This is a genomic window from Sphaerotilus sp. FB-3 (assembly GCF_023706025.1).
Classification (GTDB): Bacteria; Pseudomonadota; Gammaproteobacteria; order Burkholderiales; family Burkholderiaceae_C; genus Sphaerotilus; species Sphaerotilus sulfidivorans.
In genome coordinates this window covers 126906-140541 of sequence record NZ_BQWE01000034.1, presented here as the reverse complement: position 1 = coordinate 140541, position 13636 = coordinate 126906, and the positions used below count along the sequence as shown (strand labels likewise).

Here is a 13636-nt window from a genome sequence, read left to right as displayed (position 1 = left end):
TCAGCTCCGCTTATCAAGCAGGAAGTGGTGATGCTCAATGCGCCCGAGCCAAGCTGCCAACTTCACCAACTGCACGTAGCGGCGTACACCGACCACTCCGAGTATCCACCGCATTGCACGTTCGACAGTGCGCAGCTTGCCGGTGATATCACTGACAGTTGCTTTTGAGTAGTTTGCTTTAGCTGCCGGGCTGCGATCTAGCAATCCAGCCTCTGACAGCATGTGAAAGAAGGGCCCGTCAGAAGAGAACGGCGAGGGAATCGCGGCATCTCGGGACTTCACGCGGTACAAACGCCGATGCAACTGTGTGATCGGCGTGCCGTCGGAGAATGTTGCGAATGCGTAAGGCACCGCGAGCAAGCACTCATAGCCGTTGGCCTTCACTGCAGCGCGGTACTCGGCTGCCAACATGCGCAGAGTGTCCGTCGTGTAACTGGCTTGGCGCTCCACCGGCACATGTTTGGTCAGCGTTTCGCCACAGAAGTCAAAGCCCGAGAAGTGGAAGAAGATCAGCGGTTGCGTATTGGTGTGGTACTGCCCGTCGCGCAGCGACAGCGGACGCTCTGACAGATTCCAGTGTGCCGTATTGACGCCGTAATGGCGCACGATTCGCAACTCGTCGTGGAAAAAAACCGGAGCATAGTCCATCCATTTCTGATCGGTATGCAACCCATCGACATGGTCGGCGTAGCAGTACTCTCGCAGCCGCGCATCCCACCAGTTTAGCAGCCGATCGGTAGCCTTTGTTCGGCGCACGGCGCAGAAGCCAAGATTGAAGATACCTTCCCATAGGTGGTGGTACTCGGGATACGGGTGATCGTCGGCGAGTCGGCAGTCGATCAGGTGAGGTGCGAGATAAAGTGTCTTGTCGGGTGAGCCCTGGGTGATCGGATCCAGCCGCTGATACAGATGCGTATCCGGATCCATGTAGTACACAAAATCCACGGACGGTTCAGCCAAAAGAGCCTTGAACATCATGGGCTTGATCGCTGTGCAGTACTCGGTAATATTGTACTTGAACGCGAGATCTTCGAGTTGCTCACGCGGTATCAGCTCGTGAGCAGATAGCAGGCGATGGCCAGGATGATGCGTGGCAGGCAGCAGCCCGTCGAGCTGATCTAGGCCGTCGGACACGCAGATCGTAAAACATGCTTCGGGATGATGGTACGCGATCGAATCGCCCAGCGTCAGTGCCAGACTGAGGTAGTTTCTGGCGGTGATGGTGAAAATATGGATCATGGCGTGGTCAACGTTGCGGGGCGCTCGCCGGGCGACAGCGTCCTGATGAGCCGTGCGGGCACACCGCCGACAATAGTGTATGGAGGAACGTCGCGGGCTACGACCGCGTTTGCACCGACGATGGCGTGGCTGCCGATGCGCACGCCAGGCAAGACACAGGCACCTTCTCCTATCCAAACCCCGTCCTCGATTACAACGGAGCCCTTGGTGAAAACCTTGCGCACGGACGGCGGCACGTCGATGTCGTGATAGTCCGGCGCGCCATGGCTGTGGTCAGAGATGTAGACGCGACTGGCCAGCAACACGTCATTTCCGATAGTTACCTTATTAACGCAGCCGATATGACAGTCATAGTTAATACTGACACGGTCACCGATGGTAATGCAGGGAGTGAACTGCTTGTCCAAGTGGCGGTCGAATGCCTCGATACGCAAGCCTGGGAAGGCGTCGAAGTAGGTACCAATATGGATATGGCGCCCGCCCACGATCACACGCGGTGCGCGGATGAGCGCCCCTGGCCCGCAGGCGGCGAAACGTCTCGCATGCCAGTGCGAGACGACACGCACCCAAAAGCGACCCACACGTTCAGACACGCGCGACAGGAAGTGAATCAGCGGATTCATATTTTCGGCCTACGTGGCGGCTTTAGGCGAAGCCCGAGAGCTTGGAGAAATTGCCACTCAGACACATTAGCGCGTCAGCGGCAGCACGAGGGAACAGGAGCCCCATCCGAAAATTTCAACCATATAAAACGGAGCACAATGCTGACGTTGCAACCAAAATTTATCACTGTGTCTTTGCCTGTGCATTCACTGAAGGCCATATTTCACCCATTCACAGAATATCCCAATATTTTCACTTAGCCACATAATTTATCTTCGAGACGGCGCTAGCAATTGTAGGCCATTATTGCAATCGAAATAATCGAGCCGAACAACAAGTCATGGGAGTGATGGAACGGACCGGGTCTGCTGAAAGAAGCGCATGGGCAGGATCCATGCGGCGGTGAGCACGAAAGAGGCACATAAACCCAGCATCACCCCAACCGCACCGAAATGGTGGCCAAAGAAAATCTGCGCGCAGATGCTGATCCCCGCCTGGAACGGGATGTAGCCGTTGAGCAGCGTCTGCCGGCCAGCACTCAGATGCGCCATTGCGAAAGTGTCGCACCAGATGCGCAGGACTAGGTACAGTACCCAGGCGCCGAGCAGCGAGTTCGAGATGGCAAAGTTTTTTTGCCCGGTGATGATCCCGAAGATAAGTTCCTTGAACATTAGAATTACAGCCGACGGAACCAATACGACAACAATACCCACTATCAGCAGCCGCTTGATACGCCGGCGCACCAATATATAATTACCTTGATAATGAGCATCGGAGAGGCCAGTCCAAGACGTAGCCATTAACACAGAATGCACCGATAGCGGCACAGCAAATATTTTTCCAGCCAAACTGTACTCAACCACCTGTGGGCCAGTGAGCATGCGAGCCATAACGACGTAGTCCACTGAAACTGTCGCAGCAGTAAGAATGGCCAACAACAGGAAAGAACGACTGCGGCGCAACATTTCAAGTAGCAGTGTCAGATCGACACCGTGCAACGGGCGTGCCCGCGCCACTCGAGACATCAGCACGAATGACAGTGCAGCTGGCAACACGAAACTCAGAGCGGCCCAGTCAAATCCAGTGAGGTCAGTCGCTCGGAAGGCCTGTAGTAGCAGCGTCGTAGTCAGCGCTTGAATACCTGGCATGACGTTAGGCCAGAAACTGCGGTGCAACGCGAATAGAACCTGATTGGCCACCATGCCAAGCCCGTTTAGGCTCAAGCCGACACACATCAGAGCGATGCTTGTCACAGACAGGCCATCGTAGCCCGACAGCACAGTGTACCGAAGTACCTCGCCTAGCGGCCAACTGAACACGCACAAGACCAACGCGCCGAGCACGGTGGCGTTCACGACGGTCTGATGCAGGGCACCGAAGTCTTCACTCCTGGCACGGCGCTCAGCAATCTCGTTCTGTACCGTATTTGGCAGGCCCAAATTGAGTAGGTTCACCCACGGGCCTAGCGAGATGACGATTGCATAGGCCGCGTAGTCGGGTACTGCCATGATAGACAGTAGTAACCGTGTATTCAGAAGCCCACAGATTACAACCACGGCACGAGCCAACCAGCCAGCCAAGACGGCAGTTCTCGAACTCATCAGATGTCAGCAAGCATGCTTGAGCTCCATGCCAGCGCGCGCCAGACGTCTTTCTGTGCGCTAACTTGTGGACTCCATTCGGTGAACTGATCCAGTTTTCCTTCGCCATTTGCGAAGAAGAACTCTTCATTCTTCACATCACCCTCAATGGCCAAGAACGACCGGCCTTGTATGGTAGTTCCCAGAGACATGCCCCCCCCCCTCGTGAGTCACGCCGAATGCCGAACGCGCCGCCAAATCACGATGGCGCGAACCGCCAGCAACAGACCAGCCAGCACAGCAACGCCGGCAGCGATCATTCCCCGCTTGGGCTTGCTCTTGCGATCCGGCGCGGTCGCGACATCGACCACCTGGATCAGCCCGCCTTCGCGGCTCTCGTCGAGGCGTGCCAGCTCGAACTGCTTGGCATACAGATCGAACAGGGTTTCCTGATACTTGTAGTCACGATAGCGGCCGATGTAGCCGGCATCCTTCGACGAAGGCGCCGCCTCGCGCTGCTCCAGCTTGGCCAGCTCGGAGCGCAGCGCCTCGAGCTGGGCCTGCTGCTGCTGCATTTCAGGCGCGCTGTCGGCCAGCGTGCGGCGCATCGTCTGCAGCCGGACCTCGGCCGCGGTGACTTCGGCGCGCAGCCGGGCATAGCCGTCAGCGGCCGCCTTGGGCTCGGCGCGCAGCACGCCGGCGCTGAAGCCGCTTTCCTGCAGCGCGACCTGGGCTTCGGTCAGTCGTTTCTTGGTCACCTCGAGCTGCTGCTCGAAGAAGCGCCGGCGCTGCTGGGCCTCGCTGACCGCCAGCGTGTTGGTCATCAGGCGCAGCTCGTCGACATAGGCATTGGCGATGTCGGCAGCACGCTTCGGATCATGGTCATCGACCTCGACGACGATCAGGCCGTCTTTCTTGCCGGCGGTGATGATGGCCTTCGTCAGCAGGGTCTTGCGCGCAACCGAGCGGAACTCCTCCTCGTAGACCTCCATCAGCTTGAAGCGGTCGATCAGGCGGTCGGACACGGTCGCACTCTGCATCAGGGCGATGTACTGGTCGACCGGGCTCTTGATGCCCCCGCCGGCCAGGCCCGCCAGCGCCCCCAGCGAGCCGAGCGCGGCAGCAGCCGAACTCTGCTGCTGCTGCGGCGGCATCACCACGGTGCGCGCGGTGAAGACCGGCTTCATCAGCGAAGCCGCGCCCAGGCCGGCCGCTCCGGCCAGGACCGAGCCGGCCAGAATGATCTTCCACTGGCCCAGGATCGCCCCGGCCAGCTCCGACAGGCTGATGCCGTCATCCTCGTCGTCCCAGGACGATGAGCTGTCCCGCGTGGAGGCCTTGCTGTTCGCGTCGTTCATGGACATGGGCACTCCCGCTCAATCCTGCAGCGTCTTGAGCGCAGCCGCACCCAGACCGAACTGATACAGGATCTGCGTCCATTCCTTCAGGTCCTGCACCCAGGTCGTCTTGTTCATGCGCTCCGGCACGAAGATGGTGTCGCCGGGCTCGGCCTTGGTGCCGCCGATGTCGCCGACCAGACCGAAGAAGGACGAGCGCTGCAGCTGGCTGAGCACGCTGCCGTTCGGGCGCAGCACGAAGACGGCGCCGGCATCGGCACCACGGGTCGGGCCACCGGCCTGGTTCAGGTAGTCGCTGAAGGAGCGCCCCGGCTCCTGCAGGAAGGCGCCGCTGCTGAAGACCGAGCCGAAGACGTTGACGGTGGTCGGGCGGGCCGGCACCAGCAGGCGGTCGCCGTCTTCCAGCGGCAGATCGGGCAGCTGGTCGGAGCCGGGCGTCATCTGCAGCACGACCCGGCCGGTCGGGCGGACCTGGCGCAGCTTCTCGATCAGGCGGCCGGTGGCGGTGTTGCGCTGCTCGAAGGTCGCGGCCTCGTCGGCGCTGATCGCGCGCTGGGTGGCCGAGGCGCGTGCGAACTCGGTCTCCATGTCGCGCAGCGCGCGGTCATAGCTGAGCTGCTGCTGCTGGCGCACCGACTCGCGGGTGAACTCGGTGCCGTAGAGATAGGCGTTCGGGGTCAGGCCGCCCGCCAGACCGAGCGCCTGGCGCACCGTCACATTGGGCGGCAGCACATATTCGCCCGGCTTGGCCACCTCGCCCTCGATGCGGATGCGCTTGTTCTGGCGCGCCACCGGCTGGGTGGCCTCGACAGCGCTGAAGGCGCGCAGAACATCGCCGCTGGCGGGCGCCTGGCCGGCAGCGGCCGGCATCTCGAGCTGGGTCACGCGGGTCTTGGCGCGATCGTCCAGACGCTCGATCGCCAGCCGGGTGCGGTCGGCCACCGCGGTGAAGCCGCCGGCCATCGTCAGCAGGTCCTCGACCTTCTCGCCGGGCTTGAGTTCGAAGATCGCCGGCCGGTTGACGCTGCCCACCAGCGCGACCTGCGCGCCGACCGGGCCGACATGGATCACGTCGCCGTTCTGCACCACACGGTCGGCGCTGCGATCGCCCTTGACCAGCAGCTCGTAGAGGTCATAGCGGGTGACCAGCTCCTTGCCGCGGCGCAGATCGACCTGGCGCAGACTGCCGGCCGCGCTCGGGCCACCGCTGCGCATCAGCGCACTCACCACGCTGGACAGCGCGCTGACGTTGTAGACGCCAGGACGTTTCACATGGCCAGTCACATAGACCCGCACGCTGCGAACCTGGCCGAGCGTGACGCTGACCTGGTAGTTGCGGAAGACCTGGCCGACACGGCGCGAGATCACCTCACCGACCTCGCCGAACTTCACGCCGGCCACCGGAATGGCACCGATGCGCGGAATGGTGATGCGGCCGCTGCGGTCGACCTGCAGGCGCAGATCGGCATCGGCCGAGCCCCAGATGGTGACCTGCAGTTCGTCGTTCGGACCGATCACATAGTCAGCCGGCACCAGGCCGCTGGTCTCGGGCGCATCGAAGCCGCCACGGCCGGACATCAGCTCCTGACCGAAGCGGCGAATGCCCGGATAGCCCAGCTTGCGCAGATAGGTCTCGAACTCGTCGGGGCGCACCGGGCCGTCGACCGGCTGCAGCAACTCGTCCTGCTGCAGCAATTCATCACCGTTCAGGCGGCGCTGGCGCTCGTCGAGGGTGCCGGTGCCGCGCCGTGCGTTCGACTGCAGCCGCACCGCGCCGCTGCCGCCGGCGCCATTGACCGTGTCGGAGACCTGGCCCTGCGTGCCGGACGCGCTGCCCTGCTGCTGCGAGCCATCGTCGACGGAAGAGGAAGACGTGCTGTAGGCACCCTGTTGAGCGGTGCTCTGGGCCGAAACCCCGGCCCCCAGGCCGCAAAGAGCGAAAACAAGCGCGCTGCCGCGCAGCAACGGCAGGACCGAGCGAGATGGCGTCATCGGAATGGATCTGTTCTGAACTGATCTGAAAGAATCGGCCGGGTACCCGGCAGTTCGATCAGATTGTAGAGGCTGACCCTGACAACGCCGGGTAAGCCCGCGTCAGTCGAAATGCCGCGCGTCGGCCAGCAGCGGCGCCACCGCATCCTTGGCCGACAGCAGCGGCGCCATGCCCAGGTCCGGCCAGGTGATGCCGACCGTCGGGTCGTCCCAGCGCACCGCGCCCTCGCACTGCGGCGCGTACAGGTCGGTGGTCTTGTAGAGGAAGTCGGCCGTCTCGCTGGTGACGACGAAGCCGTGCGCGAAGCCCGGCGGAATCCAGAACTGGCGGTGGTTCTCGCCGGTCAGCTCGACGCCGGCCCACTGGCCGAAGGTCGGGCTGCCGCGGCGCAGGTCCACCGCGACGTCGAAGACCGAGCCGGAGACCACGCGCACCAGCTTGCCCTGCGCATGCGGCGGCAGCTGGTAGTGCAGGCCGCGCAGCACGCCGCGGCTCGAGCGCGAGTGGTTGTCCTGCACGAAGCGGACCGGGTGGCCCACCGCCTCGTCGAAGACCTTCTGGTTCCAGCTCTCCATGAAGAAGCCGCGCGCGTCGCCGAACACCTTCGGCTCGAGGATCAGCACGTCGGGAATGGCGGTGCGGATGATGTTCATGTCCTGGTCCTTTCTGCGCGGGTCAGAAGACCTGCTCGGCGAGCACCTTCTTCAGGTACTGCCCGTAGCCGTTCTTCAGCATCGGCGCGGCCAGCTTGTCCAGCTGCGCGTCGTCGATCCAGCCGCGGCGCCAGGCGATCTCCTCCGGGCACGCCACCTTCAGGCCCTGGCGCTTCTCCAGCGTGGCGATGAACTGCCCCGCCTCCATCAGGCTGTCGTGCGTGCCGGTGTCCAGCCACGCGTAGCCCCGGCCCATGATCTCCACGCTCAGGCGGCCCTGGCGCAGGTACTCGGCGTTGACGTCCGTGATCTCCAGCTCGCCGCGCGGGCTGGGCGCGATGTTCGCGGCGATGTCGCAGACCTGTTCGTCGTAGAAGTACAGGCCGGTCACCGCGTAGTTGCTCCTGGGCGCCTTGGGCTTTTCCTCGATGCTCAGCGCGCGCTTCTTGTCGTCGAACGCGACCACGCCATAGCGCTCCGGGTCATGCACGTGGTAGGCGAAGACGCTGGCGCCCGTCTCGCGGCTGGTGGCGCTGTTGAGCAGCTGCTGCAGGTCGTGGCCGTGGAAGATGTTGTCACCCAGAACCAGCGCGCTGGGCGCGCCGCCGACGAAGTCCCGGCCCAGGATGAAGGCCTGCGCCAGGCCGTCCGGGCTGGGCTGCACGCAGTACTGCAGGTTCAGGCCCCAGCGGCTGCCGTCGCCCAGCAGCGCCTCGAAGCGCGGCGTGTCCTGCGGCGTCGAGATGATCAGGATGTCGCGGATCCCGGCCAGCATCAGCGTGGTCAGCGGGTAGTAGATCATCGGCTTGTCGTACACCGGCAGCAGCTGCTTGCTGATGGCCAGCGTCGCCGGGTGCAGCCGGGTGCCGGAGCCGCCGGCCAGGATGATGCCCTTGCGAGGAGTGTTCATGTCAGAGGATCTCGGTGAGCATGCGCTCGACGCCCTGCTGCCACGGCGGCAGTCGCAGGCCGAAGACCTGCTGGAGTTTCTGCGTCGACAGGCGCGAGTTGTGCGGGCGCTTGGCCGGCGTCGGGAAAGCGCTGGTGGGAACCGGGTCGATGGCCTGGACCTTGAGTTCGCGGCCCCGCTGGCGGGCCTGCTCGATGACGAAGCTGGCGTAGCCGTGCCAGCTGGTTTCGCCGGCGGCCACCGCGTGGTAGACACCGGAGAGGTCGATCTCGCTGTTCATGACCTGGCGCACTATCTGCGCGGTCAAGTCGGCCAGCAGGTCCGCGCCGGTGGGTGCGCCGATCTGGTCGTCGATGACGGTCAGGCGTTCGCGCTCGCCCGCCAGGCGCAGCATGGTCTTGGCGAAGTTGCCGCCACGCGCGGCGTAGACCCAGCTGGTGCGCAGGATCAGGTGCTTGCAGCCGCTGGCGCGGATGAGCTGCTCGCCCTCCAGCTTGGTCTGGCCGTAGACGCTCAAGGGGCCGGTGGCGGCCTCCTCGTCGCGGGCAGCATCGCCCGAGCCGTCGAAGACATAGTCGGTGCTGTAGTGCACCAGCCAGGCGCCGGTCTCGGCCGCGCAGCGCGCCAGCACGCCCGGGGCGGTGGCGTTGATCGCGCGCGCCAGCTCGGGCTCGCTCTCGGCCTTGTCGACCGCGGTGTGCGCCGCGGCGTTGACGATCAGGTCCGGCTTGACCGCCGCGACCGTGGCCGCCAGCGCCTCGGGCCGGCTGAAGTCGCCGTGCAGTCCGCCGGGGTTGGCGGCGCTGTCATGGTCGAGCCCGACCACCTCGCCCAGCGGCGCCAGCGCGCGCTGCAGCTCCCACCCGACCTGGCCGCCCTGGCCCAGAAGAAGGATCTTCATGTCTGCGGCCCCCGGCGTCAGTCGCGCGTGCTGTAGTTCTTCGACACCCACTCGCGGTAGGCGCCGGTGCGCACCGAGTCGATCCACGCGGTGTTCTCCAGGTACCACTTCACCGTCTTGTCGATGCCGGTCTCGAAGGATTCGGCAGGCGTCCAGCCGATCTCGGCCTCGATCTTGGTCGGGTCGATCGCGTAGCGGCGGTCATGGCCCGGGCGGTCGGCCACGAACGTGATCTGGCTGGCGTAGCTCGTGCCGTCGGCTTTGGGGCGCAGCGCGTCGAGCTTGGCGCAGATCACCTGCACCACGTCCAGGTTCCTGATCTCGTTCTTGCCGCCGACGTTGTAGGTCTCGCCCAGCCGCCCCTTGGCCAGCACCTGGCGGATCGCCTCGCAGTGGTCGCGCACATAGAGCCAGTCGCGGATGTTCTGCCCGTCGCCATACACCGGCAGCGGCTTGCCCTCCAGGGCATTCAGGATCATCAGCGGGATCAGCTTCTCGGGGAAGTGATAGGGCCCGTAGTTGTTCGAGCAGTTGGTCGTCAGCGTCGGCAGGCCGTAGGTGTGGTGGTAGGCCCGCACCAGGTGGTCGCTGCCGGCCTTGCTGGCCGAGTACGGGCTGTTGGGCGCGTACGGCGTGGTCTCGCTGAAGGCCGGGTCGGTCTCGGAGAGCGAGCCGTACACCTCGTCGGTCGAGACATGCAGGAAGCGGAACACCGCCTTGGGCTCGGCCTCCAGCGCGCTCCAGTAGGCCCGCACGGCCTCCAGCAGCTCGAAGGTGCCCACCATGTTGGTCTGGATGAACTCGCCGGGGCCGTGGATGCTGCGGTCGACATGGCTCTCGGCCGCGAAGTGCAGCACCGCGCGCGGGCGGTGCTCCGTCAGCAGTCCGGCCACCAGCGCGCGGTCGCCGATGTCGCCCTGCACCAGCGTGCAGCGCCCCGCGTCCAGGTGCGACTGGATCGTCGCCGGATTGCCCGCGTACGTCAGCTTGTCCAGAACCACCACCGGCTCTTCGCTGCGCTCGAACCAGTGATGAACGAAATTGCCGCCGATGAAACCTGCGGCGCCGGTGATGAGGATCATGGATGAAGGAGGTCAGTTGCGGCCGTAAGTGTCCTCGTAGCGAACGATGTCGTCTTCGCCCAGGTAGGAGCCCGACTGCACCTCGATGATCTCCAGCGGCACCTTGCCCGGGTTGGCCAGGCGGTGCACCTGCCCCAGCGGGATGTAGGTCGACTGGTTCTCGCTCAGCAGCAGCACCTTGTCGCCGTTGGTGATCTCGGCGGTGCCGGTCACGACGATCCAGTGCTCGGCGCGGTGGTGATGCATCTGCAGGCTCAGGGAGGCACCCGGCTTGACCATGATGCGCTTGACCTGGAAGCGCGGGCCGGCGTCGATCGAGTCGTACCAGCCCCAGGGCCGATGCACCTTGCGGTGCAGCGTGTGCTCGGTGCGCCCGCCCTTGTCCAGCTGCGCGACGATCTGCTTGACCTCCTGGCTGCGGCTGCGGTCGGCCACCATCACCGCATCGGCCGTCTCCACCACCACCAGGTTCTCGACGCCCACCACGCTCACCAGCCGCCCGCTCGAGTGCACCAGCGTGTCGCGGCTGTCCTTGGCGATCACGTCGCCGACGCAGGCGTTGCCGTTCTCGTCCTTGCCCGACACCTGCCAGACCGCCTCCCAGGCGCCCAGGTCGTTCCAGCCCGCGCTCAGCGGCACCATGCGGATGTCGAACTCGCTGCCCGGGCAGCGCTCCATCACCGCGTAGTCCACCGATTCCGACGGCACCGCCATGAACGCCGCCTTGCCCGGCCGCACGAACTGCGCATCGCACTGGCGCGGCGCCCAGGCCGCCTTCACAGCCTCGGCGATGTCCGGCCGGAAGGTCTGCAGCGCCTTCATCCACACCGAGGCCCGCAGCACGAACATGCCGCTGTTCCAGAAGTAGCCGCCCTCGGCCAGATAGCGCTCGGCGGTCGCCAGGTCCGGCTTCTCGACGAACTGCGCCACCCGCGCCGCGCCCAGCTCCGGCAACGTGCGGATGTAGCCGTAGCCCGTCTCCGGCGCGTCCGGCGTGATGCCCAGGATCACCACCAGACCGTCGGCCGCCAGCCGCACCGCCTGGCGCAGCGCCTCCGCATACGCCGCCTCGTCGGTCACCGTCTGGTCCGCCGGCGTCACCACCAGCACCGGATCCTGACCGCCCTCGAGCGCCTGCAGCGCCGCCAGCGTCAGCGCCGGCGCGGTGTTGCGCCCGGCCGGCTCCAGCACCACCGCCGAGGGCATCTGGCGCACCTCGCGCAGCTGGTCCAGCGCCAGGAAGCGGTGCTCCTCGTTGCCCACCACCAGCGGTGCGGCCGGCGCGATGTCCGCCGCCGCCAGCCCCGCCAGGCGCAGCGCCGCTTCCTGGAACAGGCTGCGGTTGCTGTCGCCCAGCACCAGGAACTGCTTCGGATAGCCCGCGCGCGACAGCGGCCACAGCCGCGTGCCGCTGCCGCCGGCCATGATCACCGGCTGCACGACGATGGGAGAAGAAGAGGTCTGGCTCATGGGTGAAGGATCTCGCGAAGGATCAGAAGGAAGTTGAAGAAGGTTCAGAAGGCGCAAGAAAGCAATCGAGCAAGGCATCGAGCGGGCGGCGGCACCGCCCCATCGGCCCTGCACGGTCGATTCTCCCGGATTGTGCTTAGGGTTTTCCGTGACGCATCGTGCCCAGGGCGGCCGGCCCCGCGCCGGAGCGGGCATCGCGTGTCAATTTGCCGATTCCGCGCGCGGCCGACGGCCAGCGGCAGGGCCCGGTCGTGGGCAATTCACGTCGCCGGTGCCGGCAGGCCCCTCAACCGCAGGATAATCGCGAGGTGATGACGCACCAACCCGAAGACGCCGTGACCGCCCCGCCCCCCGAGGCCGTCGCCGCACCCGCCCGTTTCGACACCCTGCCGCTGGACGCCAAGCTGCTGCGGGCGATCGTCGACGCCGGCTACGAGACGATGACCCCGATCCAGGCCAAGGCGATCCCGATCGTGCTGGAGAACCGCGACGTGATGGGCGCGGCGCAGACCGGCACCGGCAAGACGGCCGCCTTCTCGCTGCCGCTGCTGCAGAAGATGATGCGCCACGAGAACGCCAGCGCCTCGCCCGCACGCCACCCGGTGCGCGCGCTGGTGCTGGCCCCGACGCGCGAGCTGGCCGACCAGGTCGCGGTCAACGTCAAGACCTACGCCAGGCACAGCCAGCTGCGCGTGGCCTGCGTCTTCGGCGGCGTCGACATGAACCCGCAGACGGCCGAGCTCAAGCGCGGCGTCGAGGTGCTGATCGCCACGCCGGGCCGGCTGCTCGACCACATCCAGCTGAAGAACTGCAACCTCGGCCAGGTCGAGTACGTCGTGCTCGACGAGGCCGACCGCATGCTCGACATCGGCTTCCTGCCCGACCTGCAGCGCATCCTGAGCTTCCTGCCCAAGGCCCGCCAGACGCTGCTGTTCTCGGCCACCTTCTCGCCCGAGATCAAGAAGCTGGCGCAGAGCTATCTGCAGGATCCGATCCTGGTCGAGGTAGCGCGCCCGAACGCCACCGCCTCGACGGTGGAGCAGCGCTTCTACGAAGTCGCCGACGAGGACAAGCGCCGCACCATCGTGCAGATCCTGCGCCAGCGCGAGATCCGCCAGGCCATCGTCTTCGTCAACTCCAAGCTCGGCGCGGCCCGGCTGGCGCGCTCCTTCGAGCGCGACGGCCTGCGCACCGCGGCGCTGCACGGCGACAAGTCGCAGGACGAGCGCCTGAAGTCGCTGGCCGCCTTCAAGGCCGGCGAGGTCGACCTGCTGGTGGCCACCGACGTCGCCGCGCGCGGCATCGACATCGCCGACCTGCCCGCGGTCTTCAACTTCGACGTGCCCTTCAACGCCGAGGACTATGTGCACCGCATCGGCCGCACCGGCCGCGCCGGCGCCTCGGGCATCGCGATCACGCTGGCCACCCGCGACGACGCGCGCCTGGTGGGCGACATCGAGAAGCTGATCAAGCGCAAGATCGATCTGGAGCCCTTCGTCATCGAGGACGACCGGCCGCGCCGTCGCCACCGCGACGACGACGAGGAGCGCGCACCTCGCCGCACCGCGCCCCGCAGCGAGTTCGCCGAGGACGGCAGCCGCCCGGCCTTCGTGCCGTCGGCGCCGCCCGTGCGTGCGCCCCGCCAGGCGCCGAAGGATCCCTTCTTCGACCAGCCCTACGAGGCCGATCCGAACGCCTCGCCAGTCTGGGAGAAGCAGGCCGCGGTGCCGGCCGCACCGGGCTCGCGCAGCTCGATCTCGCGCTTCATCAAGCCGCGGCGCAAGGTCGCCGCGCTGCTCGGCGGCAAGGTGCCGACCTGAGGGTCTGAAAACCTGAGGCCGCCCGCG

Annotated in this window: 12 protein-coding genes; 1 reads left to right on the top strand and 11 read right to left on the bottom strand. The window is 65.6% G+C overall.

The features are described 5' to 3' along the window. The 11 genes from NFT33_RS13990 to NFT33_RS13940 all read right to left on the bottom strand — a co-directional run bounded on the left by NFT33_RS13990 (nucleotide 1) and on the right by NFT33_RS13940 (nucleotide 11789). Nucleotides 1-1239 carry a hypothetical protein gene (locus NFT33_RS13990; RefSeq protein ID WP_251676211.1) on the bottom strand — a complete coding sequence of 413 codons (1239 nt, stop codon included), beginning with the start codon at nucleotides 1237-1239 and terminating at the stop codon, nucleotides 1-3. Continuing rightward, nucleotides 1236-1862, bottom strand: coding sequence for an acyltransferase (locus NFT33_RS13985; RefSeq protein ID WP_251676209.1), 627 nt, complete (start codon nucleotides 1860-1862; stop codon nucleotides 1236-1238). Before NFT33_RS13985 ends, NFT33_RS13990 begins: the two co-directional genes overlap by 4 nt. Before the next feature lie 318 nt (nucleotides 1863-2180). Then, a complete protein-coding gene (locus NFT33_RS13980) occupies nucleotides 2181-3350 on the bottom strand; it encodes a lipopolysaccharide biosynthesis protein (protein ID WP_251676207.1) in 1170 nt (389 codons plus the stop codon). Nucleotides 3351-3442: 92 nt separating this feature from the next. Then, nucleotides 3443-3634, bottom strand: coding sequence for a hypothetical protein (locus NFT33_RS13975; protein ID WP_251676205.1), 192 nt, complete (start codon nucleotides 3632-3634; stop codon nucleotides 3443-3445). A gap of 18 nt (nucleotides 3635-3652) precedes the next feature. Further along, nucleotides 3653-4780, bottom strand: coding sequence for a Wzz/FepE/Etk N-terminal domain-containing protein (locus NFT33_RS13970; protein WP_251676203.1), 1128 nt, complete (start codon nucleotides 4778-4780; stop codon nucleotides 3653-3655). An 18-nt stretch (nucleotides 4781-4798) separates the two neighbouring features. Further along, nucleotides 4799-6772, bottom strand: coding sequence for an SLBB domain-containing protein (locus NFT33_RS13965; RefSeq protein WP_251676201.1), 1974 nt, complete (start codon nucleotides 6770-6772; stop codon nucleotides 4799-4801). A 102-nt stretch (nucleotides 6773-6874) separates the two neighbouring features. Beyond that, nucleotides 6875-7426: a dTDP-4-dehydrorhamnose 3,5-epimerase gene (rfbC, locus tag NFT33_RS13960; RefSeq protein WP_149504148.1), complete on the bottom strand. Its 552-nt coding sequence runs from the start codon at nucleotides 7424-7426 to the stop codon at nucleotides 6875-6877. A 22-nt stretch (nucleotides 7427-7448) separates the two neighbouring features. Beyond that, a complete protein-coding gene (rfbA, locus tag NFT33_RS13955) occupies nucleotides 7449-8336 on the bottom strand; it encodes a glucose-1-phosphate thymidylyltransferase RfbA (protein WP_251676200.1) in 888 nt (295 codons plus the stop codon). A 1-nt stretch (nucleotide 8337) separates the two neighbouring features. Next, nucleotides 8338-9237, bottom strand: coding sequence for a dTDP-4-dehydrorhamnose reductase (gene rfbD, locus NFT33_RS13950; protein ID WP_251676198.1), 900 nt, complete (start codon nucleotides 9235-9237; stop codon nucleotides 8338-8340). Nucleotides 9238-9254: 17 nt separating this feature from the next. After that, entirely contained in the window at nucleotides 9255-10319 is a 1065-nt protein-coding gene (gene rfbB / locus NFT33_RS13945; RefSeq protein ID WP_251676196.1) for a dTDP-glucose 4,6-dehydratase, read from the bottom strand. 12 nt (nucleotides 10320-10331) lie between these two features. Then, complete coding sequence (locus NFT33_RS13940) at nucleotides 10332-11789, bottom strand: mannose-1-phosphate guanylyltransferase/mannose-6-phosphate isomerase (RefSeq protein WP_251676194.1); 1458 nt, start codon at nucleotides 11787-11789, stop codon at nucleotides 10332-10334. Between the two features lie 311 nt (nucleotides 11790-12100). On the opposite strand from NFT33_RS13940, the gene NFT33_RS13935 reads away from it, so the two are divergent. Then, nucleotides 12101-13609 (top strand): DEAD/DEAH box helicase, encoded by a 1509-nt coding sequence (locus tag NFT33_RS13935; RefSeq protein WP_376744163.1) that lies wholly within the window; start codon nucleotides 12101-12103, stop codon nucleotides 13607-13609. Nucleotides 13610-13636 lie beyond the last annotated feature (27 nt).